Genomic DNA, 13,320 nt, shown 5'->3' with positions numbered 1-13,320 from the left:
CCGCCACCACCGCCACCACCGCCGCCGCTGTTCGCGGCAGCCGCGGCCTGGCGGTCGCGGGCCTCCTGCTCGCGGCGCGCGCGCTCGGCGGCGTCACGGGCGGCGGCCTCTTCGCGGGCGCGACGCTCGCGCTCCTCGCGGGCCTTGCGCTCGGCCTCGACGCCGGCCTGATACTCGGCGACGGTCTTGGCCGTGGTGTCCTGCAGAGCGGCGAGCTGCGCCTCGAGCACGGCCTGGTTGGCCTGCTGCGCGGCGAGGGCCTCTTGCGCGGCCTGAGCGGCCTGCTGGGCGGCCTGCATCTTCTCTTCGGCGATCACGCGCAGACGCTCGCGCTCGGCGGTCGCATCGTCGGCCTGGCTGCTGAGGTTCTTGGCGCTGTCACGCGCCGACACGGCCGCGGCGTACACCGAGCGGTTGCGCTCGAGCAGCTTGTCCATCGTGCCGAGCTTGGCGAGCAGATCGTCGGCGCTCGCGGCCGAGCCGGCGAAGAAGAGGTTCAGCGAGGTGTCGTCACCCCCCGAACGGTAGAGCTGAGCGGCGACCTTGCCGGCCTTGTTGGCGGCATCGGTGGCCTTGGCTGCCTCGGCGTCGGCCTGCTGGCGCAGCAGCTGCGCGCGGTAGTCGGCGTCCTGGTAGGCCTGCTGGGCGGCGAAGTACTCGTCGGAGCGCGCCTGCACCTCGGCCTGCGTGCGGGCGACCTCGGACTGCAGTCCCGCGATCAGCCCCTGGATGCGCGAGATCTCGCCGGCCTTGGCCGCCTCGTTCGCCTTGGCGGCCTCGACGTCGGCCCACGACGGGTAGTCCGCCGCTGCGGCGGGAGAGAAGACTCCGGATGCCGCTCCCCCGAACGCACCGAGAGCCACGGCGCCCAGCGCGCCGAGCTTCAGCGCGTGGCGTCGGTCGAAGGTGGGCCACAGGCGCCGCTGCTCACTCGCAGTGGGCGCGCAGCCGCAGTCGTCTGTCTGTTCGGGGCGCTCGAGCGTCACGGGACTACCTCATCTCACCGGTCGCAACTCGGCCCACAGTAGCAACACGAGTCACACGGACAACAGGGCGAGTCCCGCTGTTAACTACTGATTCTGGACCGCGACACGCGCGGACGACAGGACGCCACGCCCCCGATTGGCAATCTCGGAAGATGTGAAGTAGGCTCGGTCGTCGGCAAGCGAGGATGAAATCTCAAGGTTTCAGGCTCATCCGGCCCCATCGTTTAGCGGCCTAGGACGCCGCCCTTTCACGGCGGTAGCACGGGTTCGAATCCCGTTGGGGTCACTTTCCGGTGAAGTACAATTGAAAATGCATGGCCCTGTAGCGCAGCTGGTTAGCGTGCCGCCCTGTCACGGCGGAGGTCGCGGGTTCAAGTCCCGTCAGGGTCGCTCCACAGCGACGGGCCTTCTTTCGAGAAGGCCTTTCGCTTAGGAAGCGGCAGACATGCCGCTCGGCTCTGTAGCTCAGTTGGTAGAGCGCACGACTGAAAATCGTGAGGTCACGGGATCGACGCCCGTCGGAGCCACTGGCCCTTTCTCAGGCTTCTACTGGGAAGGGGCCTTTTTCTTTGCCTGCTTGCGTCACTCGTCGGCGCAGGCGGGGCCGGGAATGGGCCGGGACGTTTGAGGAGCGGCCAGAGCCTGCGCCCGGAGCGCCCCCAGAGCGGCTTCGTAGATCGGCGCATCTATCAGTCCCTCGACGTACGCCGCCTGCAGCTCGTCGAACGAACCGGGGACGAAGTTGAGCAGGTCGTCATGGGGCAGCGGCGGACCTTCGCGCGCTGCTGTCGGCTGACGCTCACAAGTTCCACGATCCTCGCCCGGTCATTTCAGACCTCGCTTGAGCGCAGAACACAAGCTCACAGGGCTTCGTCCGGCGGCACTCCGACGGAACGGTGTCCGCAATCACCAGTTAGCTGTCATCTAGCCCTGATGTAGAGCTCATCCTGGCAGCGTTCCCCTCCGTGTCGCTCTTGGATCTGGTCGATCTCGGCGGAGCAGTAGGCGAAGCTGCAGCTATCTCAACCGATTTGGCGGCAGGGCGACGACTAGGAAAATGCCCAATACTCGGGCCTATGCCGTAGTCAACAGCACAAGAGCTTCCGCGGACCCGGCCGCGCGCGCGAGTCACACGCCGGAGGGGCCTGCGGCACCCCAATGCCTCAACAGACGACGAGGGGACCCCCGTACGCAATCCACGCGTACGGTGCTCCTATGGTTGACGGATTCGTAGACAGCGCAGCGCATCGAGCCGCGGTCTTGAGGTTTCTCAACGATTGCCTGCAGCACTTCAGTGACCGCGAAAGCGTGCGCCTCCCCGCCGCCAATCGCCGAGCGCTCATCATGCTCTGGGGGCCGATCAATCAGGTAGCACGGTTCGTGCGCGCCGGAGCGCATCTGTTCAATGCAGGTCTGGAGATCGACGCCCAGGTCCTCGCGCGTTCCGCCCTGGAGTACGCGATGACTATCCAGTACGCGTACCTCAGGGTTGACGGTCTGGACCGACTCGAGAAGGGCAGCTACTACCAACGCAAGAAGCTATTCGAGAGCCTCGCTGAGTGGAACGACGACCCCACGTATCTCGACCTGGTTCCGAAGGATGCAACCAAGCCAGGGGCCAAGGGCATGCCAAAGTTCTCGGAGATCATCAACATCCTGGACCCCGCACACTTGTATCTTCACACCACATACGCCGTGCTCTCCCAAGTCACCCATGTAACTCCCGGCAGCCAGACCCGGTACTTCGCAGTCGAGAACGACGAACTCATACTCGACCCCGGGCGTGCCGAGGACGGCTTTGGGAACGTGACAGTAGGTGCCCTTGCGTTCGCGATGATGGGGGCTACCTGGGTGCTGGCGCACATGATGCATGACACCGAACGGCTCGAAGCGCTCGACCGTTACTCAGACAGGCTGAAGATTCCCCTACGTTACGACGAGGACTGGCCCGCGTCTCAGCGAGCACATCACGACTGACCAACTCGGCACGGCGACCACCACTCGGTGCAGTACGACGATCGTTACAAGCCCCGCCCGCGGTACGCCGCCGCAAATGATCAATTTCGTGCATTCTTGCGCGGAGTAGCTGGCTCGGACCGAATTGTGAGAACTTTTCTTACTCGTTCAAGGCCGGCCTGCGGCCGGCACCGCCACCTGCGGTGCGTCCGGTCCTCGCTCCGCTGCGGTCCGGGCGCTCCTCGGCGGCGACACGGAGGCTCGGCTTATCGATTCATGGAGGGAATCCCCTACGGTAATCCGAGGGGGAGCAATGGCACGGTCGTATCTGGACAGCACGGTGAAGCAGCTGTTCATCTCATGTGGACATGTGTGCCCGTTCCCGGGGTGCACGCTCACCCTCATCGACTACGGCAGCAGTCCACCTTCTATCTTGGGAGAGATCGCACACATCGAGGCGTCGGCGACCGGCGGCCCCCGAGGTAATGCGAACCTCAGCACGAAAGCCCGAGACGCGTACGAAAACCTCATCGTGATGTGCCCGACGCATCACACTCTCGTCGACAAAGATCCGAACCGTTTCTCGGCCGAAGACCTTCGAACCTGGAAGGCCGCTGCCGAACGAGGAGTGCGAGACCGCCTCGCCATCGCAGTCGTTTCCGTCTCGTTCGCGGAGATCGGACTCATCTGTAACGCATACGCAGACGGCACGCTTGGGACCCCCTCGACGCCGATGGTCGCAATGGACCCAGGCAAGAAGATGGACCACAACAACCTCACGGATCGCGTGCGCCCCCACCTCACGACAGGTCTCGCTCAGGCCGGCATGGTCGCAGACTTTCTTCGACGGCAGAGTCAGCTTGTCCCTACGTTCCCCGCCCGATTGCGCAGCGGTTTTCTTGCTGAGTTCGAACGCCTCCGGTCCGACGGAGCGACTCCCGATGACGTCTTCCTCGGCCTCATTACCTTCGCGACCACCTCAGCCGCAGCCCCTCAAGACTCGCTAGATCGACGGTTTCTGTTGCAAGTCGCGGCAGCCGCTGTTCTCGCACACCTCTTCGAGGTCTGCGACATCTTCGAGAGCCCACCCGCATGATCCTCCCCGACAAGTACACGCCCGCATCAGATTCGCTTCTCGGCCAAGGGGCGCAGATGCTCGCAGACCGACCAACTGACGAATCAACGGTTAGCGAAACATGGGTGCGGTTCAGCGCTCGGTACCCCGACGCCCCTTTTGACCGCTTCCTCGAGGCGATGAGCCTGCTTTTCATGCTCGGCGCTGTGCGGTTCGAGTTGGGAACACTCCGGTGGAGTACTCATGAAGCTTGAGTCACTGACGGCGAACTTCGAGGGCTTCCACGACGTGCACTTCAACGACGCCGCCAGCTTCATCGTCGCGGAGCGGGAAAAGGAGTCAACTAAGACTGACAGTCGCAATGGGCTTGGCAAATCTACGACTATCTCGATAGTCGACTTCTGTCTGGGCGGACAACTCTCGCGGCAACTGGAACCCACTGTTGGCCGAGAATGGCGCTTCTCGCTCGCGCTAGAAACACGGAACGGCGCGCGACTAGTTGTCACGCGATCGCCCGATAACACCTCGGAGATCGAGGTCACAGGGGACCGAAAACGAGCGGGCCTGCAGGACCCAAACGTCCTCGACGATCAGCCTCTTCGACTTGGAACCGCAACATGGAATCGGTGGCTGGAGTCGCAGAGCTTTCCTGCAAGAGGCGTGCCAGCAGAGACCCCGACGTGGCGGAGCCTCATCCGCCACTTCGTCCGGTTCAAGGCCGATACGTTCATAGACCCTTTCCGCACTGTGAAGAATCCGGGTGCCGAACAACTTCAGAAGGAAAACGCCTATCTCCTGGGCCTCGACTGGAGCCTCCCGGCGGATTGGGCCTCATTGCGAGCAGACGTTGCGAGACTCGATGCATTGGATGTCGAGGACATCAGTCTCGACGACAAGATTGCATCGATAGAGTCCCGTCTTGCGAAGGCGAAGTCCCGCGCCGCGGCGCTCGAGCTAGAGCTCAGGGAGTTCTCCATCGTCCCGGAGTACAAGACGGTCGAACGGGAAGCGAATCGCAATGCATCCAGCATCAAGAAGCTGACCAACGACATTATCTCCGCCGAGCAACTCATTGCGCTCTACGAGAGCAGGCTCGAGGTGGAAACAACCACAGGTCAAAGCCGGATTGCCGAACTTTATGGAGAAGCGGGGGTAGTGCTCGGCGATTCTGTGGTCCGGTCGCTGGAAGAGGCACAAGCCTTCTATGTTCAGGTCTCGGCCAATCGAGCGAACTACCTGCACGACGAGATCTCACGGCTCTCTGACGACCTCGAAGCGATGCGCACCATCCGCGCAGACCTGGGAAACCGGCAAGGCGAGGTGATGCAGATCCTCAACTCCGGCGGCGCTCTCGAGGACTTTGCGGAGCTGCAGAAGCGACTCGCAGCCACTCAAACCGAAGTCTCGACATATCAACTTGAGCTGGAGGAGCTGGGGCGTGTAAGCGCGCGACGGGTGAAGCTCAAGTCGGACGAGGCCACCCTGGCTGCTCGAACACGTCGCGACCTCTCCGAGCGTTTCGACCGGCGATCGGACATCCTCAATCGATTTGCCGAAATACTTGAGCTGCTCTACGGGGACGAGGCCGAGCTTCAGATTTCCATCGGACAGCGCCGGAGCGGCCTACAGCTCAAAATGAAGCTACCGAAGGGCGGGTCGGACGGAGTCGACAAGATGGCGATCTTCGCGTACAACATCGCCATCTCTGAGTCGTTCGCGAAACAGAGCCTCGGGCCTGGTTTCCTCATCCACGACAGCTTGCTGTTCGCGGACGTGGATGAGAGACAGATAGCGCAGGCATTGGAGATCGCGGTGGCATCCGCCGGGTCCTTCGGTTATCAATACATCGCGGCACTCAACAGCGACAAGATTCCCTGGGCAGACCTGCAGACCGAGGAGACGGTCCGTGGCAACACCGTGCTCACTCTCAGTGACGCAACACCCGCGGGCAGCTTGTTCGGCGTGCGCGTCAAGGCCGAGGCCGACGCCGCTGCGACACTCGAAGTCCTCGTCGATGATGAGGTCGCGGAAGAGTAGCGCACTGCCCACTCGCCGGTTCCGGGGCGCCCAGGTTGACCGGGTCGACGGCCGGATTGAACAGTATCTGACCTGCGCGGTTCTCACGGCTGCTGCGGCTGCTGGCTTGCCTAGACCCGCGCGAGCCTCGAATGGCGATGCCCATGACTCGGCTAGGCTCCCGGTGACTTCGTCACGCGAAGCGCCCAAAGGGCCGGGAGCCTAGCCGAGTCATGGGCAAGACGAAACCCCGGCGATATGGCTAGGCCAGTGATCGTTCCGGGGTCTTCGTAAAAGAGCTTACGTCATGGAGGCTGAGTGTCAATTGCATCCGGCCCTTCCGAGCCCGACTTGCACAGCGAACTGCTCCCTCTAGTCACAGCAGAGCGCCTCGGTTCGTACCTGCGCGCGAGCGGTGGTGATGTTTCCGACGCGTTCGCCCTCTACGAATGGAACATGCGCGCCGCAGCGAGCGTCATGGAGCTTACGTCTATGGTCGAGGTGCTTACGCGCAACGCGCTCGATCGGGAGCTCCGCGACTGGGCACATCGGCGACGCTCCGGGGCATCGTGGCTCGACGTCGTCCCTCTCGATCAGCAGGGATCTGCGGACATCCAGAAGGCGCGTGATCGAGCAACTCGACGAGGTCGACGACCTGAGGTGCATGGGCGTGTCATCGCAGAACTCCCACTCGGGTTCTGGCGTTATCTCGTGGAGTCTCGATATCTGACGGCGCTCTGGGTTCCCGCCACTCATCACGCGTTCCCCGCGGGTGACCCCGACCTCCGCAGCCGGCAGAAACAAGTTGCGTTTCGTATGCAACAGCTCAACTTTGTTCGCAACCGCGCGGCCCATCACGAACCGATCCATGCAAGAGATCTGAGCAGGGATCTCCAGTTCGCCATGGATCTCGCTGCGTGGATCTCGCCCGCGGCCAGGAAGTGGGTCGACGCGACGTCATCGTTACCGTCGATCATCTCGAGCAAACCGTAGTTCGCAAGCCACCGGGCCGGTTCCGGGCCGGGAAGTCGGCTGAAACCATCGAGAAGCAGCCATCACCAACGAGCACGACTTCCTCGGAATTGCGCGGCAATCGAGCACCAACTGACATCCGTAAACCCGGCGCATACAACTGAAAATCGTGGGTCACGGGATCGACGCCCGTCGGAGCCACACGGCTGATCATTACAGTCAGCCCAGAAACCCTCGCCTAGCTTCTACATGGCGGGGGTTTTGCTTTTCCCGGATGCCGCTCTGCGTCGGCATCCCCCGCCCTTCCTGTCACGAGAACAGGATGCGCGACCAGAACAGGCCACTTGCGGCGCGATCGCCCTGCGTGCGATACACCGCCCTGTTCTCGTGACCGCGCGCACGCCCGGCGCGCGCCCCGCGACGCGCACATAGCGTTCGCACAGCGGCCGGTGGTTACGCCGCGCCACCGGACAGCGCTACTATTTGTTGACTTTCAGCAAATACTTGACGCCCGGCCCACGCGACCGAGCCTCGCCTTTCTCGATGAGGACAGATGTCAGACATCACCCGCAGCCGGCGCGCGCACACCGGCACCACCGACACGGTCATGACGCACCGCATGATCATGTTCGTGATCTTCGGCCTCATGGCCGGCATGTTCCTGTCCGCGCTCGACCAGACGATCGTCGGCACCTCGATCCGCACGATCGGCGACGACCTGCAGGGTCTGAGCCTGCAGGCGTGGGTCACGACCGCGTACCTGATCGTCTCGACGATCTCGACGCCCATCTACGGCAAGCTCTCCGACATCTTCGGCCGCCGTCCGCTGTTCCTCATCGCCATCGTCATCTTCATCGTCGGCTCGGTGCTCGCGAGCTTCTCGACCTCGATGGCCGAGCTGGCCGCGTTCCGCGCGATCCAGGGCCTCGGCGCCGGTGGCCTGATGTCGATGCCGCTGGCGATCATGGGCGACATCCTCGCCCCGCGCGAACGCGCCAAGTACCAGGGCTACTTCCTCGCCGTGTTCGGCATCTCGAGCGTCATCGGCCCCCTCGTCGGCGGCATCTTCGCCGGCGCGAGCGAGATCCTCTTCATCACCGGCTGGCGCTGGGTGTTCCTCATCAACGTCCCGATCGGTATCGCGGCGCTGGCGATCGTCTGGCGGTTCCTGCACATCCCGCAGCAGCCGCGCCGCTCTGTGCGCATCGACTGGTGGGGCGCGACGACGGTCATCGTCGCCCTCGTGCCGCTGCTGCTCGTCGCCGAGCAGGGCCGCGAGTGGGGCTGGGGTTCGCCCATCGCCCTCGCCTGCTACGTCGTCGGGGCCCTCGGCATCCTGGCCTTCGTCATCGCCGAGACCAAGATGAAGGATGACGCGCTCATCCCGCTGAAGCTCTTCCGCTCCCCCACCTTCTCGATGGCCACGATCATCGGCGTGCTCGTGGGCTTCGGCATGTTCGGCGCGATGCTGACCCTGCCGCTGTACCTGCAGCTCGTGCTCGGCTCGACGCCGACCGAGAGCGGCTTCGAGATGCTGCCGATGATCCTGGGCCTGATGATCGCGTCGATCGCGAGCGGTCAGATCATCGCGCGCACCGGTCGCTACCGCATGTTCCCGATCCTGGGCACCGCGCTGATGTCGCTCGGCTTCTTCCTGCTGACGTTCCTGCAGTACGACAGCCCGTACTGGCACGTCGCGATCGCCATGCTCGTGATCGGTCTGGGCCTGGGTCAGCTCATGCAGACTCTGACGATCGCCAGCCAGAACTCCGTGGGCGTGCGCGACATGGGCGTGGCCACCAGCGGATCGACGTTCTTCCGCCAGATCGGCGGAACGCTCGGCACCGCGGTGCTGCTGTCGCTGCTGTTCACGCTGATGCCCTCGAACATCATCGGCTCCTTCTCGGACCGCGGCACCCTCACCGACGCCCTCGACGCGGCCTTCGATCCGACCGTCTCGTCGGCCCCCGCGAACCAGAAGATCATGGACGCGATCTACACCCCGATCGTGACGCAGACCGAGGACGCGGTGACCCAGCAGGTCCAGCAGGGTGTGCAGCAGGCTCGGGATGCCGCGACCCAGGCCGTGGCCGCGCAGGTCGCCGCCGGGCAGCTCCCGGCCGCCGCGCAGGCGCAGGCGACCCAGGCCGCGATCGCGCAGGCGATCTCGGCGGCGATTGCGCAGATCCAGCAGCAGGTCCCCGTCGCTCGTGTCGGCTCGGACGGATCCGTGAGCCTGGACTTCTCGAACGCCGGTGACCGCGCCGCCTTCGTGGACCAGGTCGCGACGACCCTGACCGACCGCTTCACCTCGGGCGACGGCGGCACCGCGGTCGGTGGCTCGACGCTCGACGACACCTCGTTCCTGGTCGGCGCCGATGCGCGACTGACCAAGCCGTTCCTCGTGGGCTTCAACTCGTCCGCGACGACGGTCTATTGGACGGCGATGGGCGTCGTGCTACTCGCCTTCGTGCTGGCGCTGTTCTTCCGCACGCCTCCGCTGCGCGCCAAGTCGGCTCTGCAAGAGGCCGCCGACGAGCGCCGCACCAAGAAGGACGACGAGACCGCCGCCGACGAGGCGGCCGCGCAGACCGGCGCCCTGCTCACCCCCTGAGGACGCATCCGGCATCCATGTCCCACTTCTGGTCGGCCGGCAGGGCTCCAACCGACCAGAAGTGGGACACACACCGCCAAAAGTGGGACGAGGGGGATGCTGAAACGCCGAAGGGCGGGGCCGTCACGACGACGCCCCGCCCTTCGGCGTTCTCAGACGGCCTCGCGCGCGCGCAGGTCCTTGCGCAGGATCTTGCCCGACGTCGACTTCGGCACGACCTCGATGAACTCGACGCGTCGCACCTTCTTGTGCGGGGCGACGTGACCGGCGACGAACGTCATGACGTCATCGGCGGTGAGTTCGGCGTCGGGCGCGGCCACGACGAAGGCCTTGGGAATCTCTTCGCCCTCGTCGTCGCGGACGCCGATGACCGCGGCATCCTGGATCTTCGGGTGCGACAGCAGCAGGGCCTCGAGCTCGGCCGGGGCGATCTGATAGCCGTGGTACTTGATGAGCTCCTTGAGCCGGTCGACGATCGTGAAGTAGCCGTCGACGTGGTGCACGCCGATGTCGCCGGTGTGCAGGAACCCGTCGGCATCCAGCGTCTCGGCGGTGGCGTCGGGGCGGTTGAGGTAGCCGAGCATGACGTTGGGGCCGCGCACCCAGATCTCGCCGGGAGGGGTCAGACCGTCGTCGCCGTGCTGCTCGAGCTCGGCCCCCGTCTCGGGGTCGACGAGCTTGGCGTCGCAGCCGGGGATGAGCACGCCGACCGAGCTGACCGGAAAGCCGGAGTCCGCCGGGATGGCGTGCGACACGGGGCTGAGCTCGCTCATACCGTAGCCCTGGTAGAACCGCGCCCCGATGCGCCGGCCCGCGGTCTCGGCCGTCTCGCCGTCGAGCGGAGCCGCTCCCGAGAACACGCTGTGCACGCTCGAGAGGTCGAAACCGTCCACGGCGGGGTGCTTGGCGAGGGCGACCGCGATCGGCGGCGCGATGAACAGGAACGTGCAGCGGTGATCCTGCACGACGCGCAGGAACTCCATCAGGTCGAACCGCGGCATGGTCACGAGCGTCGCGCGCTGACGCAGCGCGAGGTTGAGCAGCACCGTCATGCCGTAGATGTGGAAGAACGGCAGCACCGCGAGGACGCGGTCGTCGGGCGTGATCTCGATGATCGGTCGGCACTGGTGCACGTTGGCGACCAGATTGCGGTGCGACAGCATCACGCCCTTGGGCACGCCCGTCGTCCCCGACGAGTACGGCAGCACGGCGACGTGGGTGGCCGGGTCGAACGACACCTCGGGCGGTGTGCGCCCCTCGCCGAGCAGCGCGCGCAGGTCGGGGTGACCCTCGGCACCGTCGAGGACGATGACGTGGTCGTCGGCGATGCCCGCCGCCTGCGCCGCGGCCGACGCCTGGGGCAGCAGGGGCGAGACGGTCACGAGCCAGGTGGCGGCGGCATCCCTCAGCTGGTTCTCGATCTCGTGCGCGGTGTAGAGCGAGTTGATCGTCGTGATCGACGCCCCCGCCCGCAGGATGCCGTGGAACACCGTCGCGAAGGCCGGGACGTTCGGGCACAGCATCGCCACGACCGAGCCGACCCCCACCTCGCGCGCGGCGAGCGCGCCCGCGAACGCGTCGACGTGGGCGCGCAGCGTGCGGTAGCTCGTCTCGGCGCCGCTGGAGGGGTCGACGAGGGCGACGCGGTCGAGGTCGGCCTCGTCGAGCGAGGCGAAGAGGTAGTCGTAGATGCTCTGGTCGGGGATCTCGATACTCGGGTACGGGCTGTGGAACACGGGTTCTCTCCCTCGAAAACGCGGGCGGCGTCATCGCCGTGCGCTCATCCTGGCACCGGTGAGACGCGGTGTCACCCATGGCGACACCGGCTCTCGGCGGCCGCTCAGGTGAAGGCGAGCACGACGCCCCCCGCGGCGCCCAGGATGACGACCGCCCACGCGGGCGCCTTGAAGGCCGTCAGCAGCACGAAACCGACGGCCGCGAGCAGCAGCGGACCCGGCCCCGTGATCGCGGTGGTGAACACGGGGGTGTACAGAGCGGCACCGAGGATGCCGACGACCGCCGCGTTCGCGCCGCGCATCGCCGCGCGCACCCGGGGTCGCTCGCGCACGGCGTCCCAGAACGGCAGCACGCCGACCAGCACGAGAAAGCCCGGGACGAAGATCGCCGCCAGGGCGAGGCCCGCGCCGACCACGCCCCCGGGTCCCACGTCCGAGACGGCCCCCAGGTAGGCCGAGAAGGTGAAGAGCGGTCCCGGCACCGCCTGCGCCGCACCGTAACCGCTGAGGAACGCCTCGGCCGAGACCCAGCCGGTCTCGACGACCCCGGCCTGCAGCAGGGGCAGCACGACGTGGCCGCCGCCGAAGACCAGCGCCCCCGCGCGGTAAAACGCGTCGGCCAGGGCCACCGCGCCGGACCCCGTCGTCGCCGCGAGCACCGGCAGCACCGCGAGCAGCACGACGAACAGCGCAAGGCAGGCGATCGCGACGCCGCGCCGGACGCCGAAGGGGGGCAGCGTCGTCGGCGACGACTCCTCTATCCCACGCAGCAGCAGGACACCCGCCAGGATGCCGACACCCAGCGCCCCGAGCTGCCCCGGCGCCGCGGGCAGCAGCAGGGCCATCGCCAGCGCCACCACGGCGATCCCGGCCCGACGCGCGTCGGGCGTCAGCGTCCGGGCCATGCCCCAGACCGCGTGCGCGACGATCGCGACGGCGACGATCTTCAGCCCCGCGAGCACCCCCTCGCCGACCGGACCGACGACGAGCGCGGCACCCGCGGCGAACGCCACCAGCAGGATCGCGGACGGCAGGGTGAAGGCGGCGAAGGCCGCGAGCGCCCCGAGGGCGCCGGCGCGCTGCAGTCCCATCGCGAACCCCACCTGGCTCGAGGCGGGGCCGGGCAGGAACTGACACAGCGCCACGAGGTCGGCGTAGGCGCGATCGTCCATCCACCGGCGGCGCACGACGAGGTCGTCGCGGAAATAGCCCAGGTGGGCGACCGGGCCCCCGAACGACGTGACACCCAGCCGCAGGAACGCGAGGAAGACCTCGCCGGGTGTTCCCGCGCGCGGCACGGTCGGAGTCTGCATCCCCGTATCCTCCCGCCGCGGGGGAAACAACGGGTGAACCCTACGACAGGGGCACGTCGAGCAGGGCGTCGACGAGGCGCAGCGTCCGGGACGTCGCCTCCTGATCGGCGGCGATGTCGTGCCCCGCGATCGCGTCGCGGAAGAACGCGACCTCGCCCACCATCGGGTTCGACGGCGCGTCGACGAGCGTCACCTCGGGGGCGCCACCCCGCGGCGTGAGCACGAGCCGGCGCGGGGCGTCGATCGCATCGATCTCGAGCGTGCCGTCCTCGCCCTGGATCTCGCTCGGCAGGCCGGTGTCGGTGATCTTGGACCACGCCACGTCGGCGACGAAGCCGTCGTACGCGGCGAGCGCGCTGCCCGCACCGTCGGTGTCCGACGCGATCCCCACGCGGACGCCGTAAAGGCTGCGCGGGACGCCGAACAGTCGAACGAGCGCGTGCAGCGGATACACCCCCAGATCCCGCAGGGCGCTGCCGCCGAGGGCGGGATCGAAGATGTTGGTCTGCTCCCCGGCGAGCACCTGGTCGTACCGGGCCGAGCGCTTCTCGTACCGCAGCGCCACGCGACGGATCGCGCCCAGCCGCGGCAGCAGCGCGCGCACCGCCTCGAGACCGGGGTCGTACGCCGTGCGCATCGCCTCGAGCAGCAC

At 66.4% G+C, this 13,320-nt stretch carries 9 protein-coding genes, 3 tRNA genes and 1 pseudogene; 9 read left to right on the top strand and 4 right to left on the bottom strand.

Annotated features, from left to right (window positions below; translation table 11 throughout):
- On the bottom strand, positions 1-986 hold a 986-nt coding region (locus tag DBR36_RS03665), incomplete at its 3' end, for a peptidase M23 (protein ID WP_108317616.1).
- 213 nt (positions 987-1,199) lie between these two features.
- Between DBR36_RS03665 and DBR36_RS03660 the strand changes: the two genes are divergently transcribed.
- The 9 genes from DBR36_RS03660 (at position 1,200) to DBR36_RS03630 (ending at position 9,619) form a co-directional block, all read left to right on the top strand.
- Positions 1,200-1,272: transfer RNA gene (locus DBR36_RS03660), tRNA-Glu, on the top strand.
- A 30-nt stretch (positions 1,273-1,302) separates the two neighbouring features.
- Positions 1,303-1,376 (top strand) — tRNA-Asp (locus DBR36_RS03655).
- A gap of 64 nt (positions 1,377-1,440) precedes the next feature.
- A tRNA-Phe gene (locus DBR36_RS03650) sits at positions 1,441-1,513 on the top strand.
- Between the two features lie 688 nt (positions 1,514-2,201).
- Positions 2,202-2,963: a DUF5677 domain-containing protein gene (locus tag DBR36_RS03645; protein ID WP_146185211.1), complete on the top strand. Its 762-nt coding sequence runs from the start codon at positions 2,202-2,204 to the stop codon at positions 2,961-2,963.
- A gap of 319 nt (positions 2,964-3,282) precedes the next feature.
- A complete protein-coding gene (locus tag DBR36_RS17545; protein ID WP_181373464.1) occupies positions 3,283-4,038 on the top strand; it encodes an ABC-three component system protein in 756 nt (251 codons plus the stop codon).
- Positions 4,035-4,271: an ABC-three component system middle component 6 gene (locus tag DBR36_RS18815; protein ID WP_375136051.1), complete on the top strand. Its 237-nt coding sequence runs from the start codon at positions 4,035-4,037 to the stop codon at positions 4,269-4,271. The genes DBR36_RS17545 and DBR36_RS18815 overlap by 4 nt, the downstream gene beginning before the upstream one ends.
- The gene (locus DBR36_RS03635; protein WP_108317614.1) at positions 4,261-6,054 is read left to right on the top strand and encodes an ABC-three component system protein; all 1,794 of its coding nucleotides are present in this window, start codon (positions 4,261-4,263) and stop codon (positions 6,052-6,054) included. The genes DBR36_RS18815 and DBR36_RS03635 overlap by 11 nt, the downstream gene beginning before the upstream one ends.
- Positions 6,055-6,950: 896 nt before the next feature.
- The gene (locus DBR36_RS17245; protein WP_146185210.1) at positions 6,951-7,169 is read left to right on the top strand and encodes a hypothetical protein; all 219 of its coding nucleotides are present in this window, start codon (positions 6,951-6,953) and stop codon (positions 7,167-7,169) included.
- Positions 7,170-7,558: 389 nt separating this feature from the next.
- Positions 7,559-9,619, top strand: a complete 2,061-nt coding sequence (locus DBR36_RS03630; protein WP_258222537.1) for an MDR family MFS transporter — start codon at positions 7,559-7,561, stop codon at positions 9,617-9,619.
- 152 nt (positions 9,620-9,771) lie between these two features.
- Here DBR36_RS03630 and DBR36_RS03625 read toward each other — a convergent pair whose 3' ends face one another.
- The 3 genes and pseudogenes from DBR36_RS03625 to DBR36_RS17540 all read right to left on the bottom strand — a co-directional run.
- On the bottom strand, positions 9,772-11,355 hold the full coding sequence (locus DBR36_RS03625) for an AMP-binding protein (protein WP_108317613.1): 1,584 nt from the start codon (positions 11,353-11,355) through the stop codon (positions 9,772-9,774).
- 104 nt (positions 11,356-11,459) lie between these two features.
- Positions 11,460-12,668: a chromate efflux transporter gene (gene chrA, locus DBR36_RS03620; protein WP_108317612.1), complete on the bottom strand. Its 1,209-nt coding sequence runs from the start codon at positions 12,666-12,668 to the stop codon at positions 11,460-11,462.
- A 40-nt stretch (positions 12,669-12,708) separates the two neighbouring features.
- A pseudogene (locus DBR36_RS17540) lies at positions 12,709-13,320 on the bottom strand (gfo/Idh/MocA family oxidoreductase); the annotation flags it as partial.

This window comes from Microbacterium sp. HMWF026 (assembly GCF_003061325.1).
GTDB classification, from domain to species: domain Bacteria; phylum Actinomycetota; class Actinomycetes; order Actinomycetales; family Microbacteriaceae; genus Microbacterium; species Microbacterium testaceum_E.
Note: the sequence above shows the minus strand (reverse complement) of the source record. Positions and strands in the feature narration are given on the sequence as shown.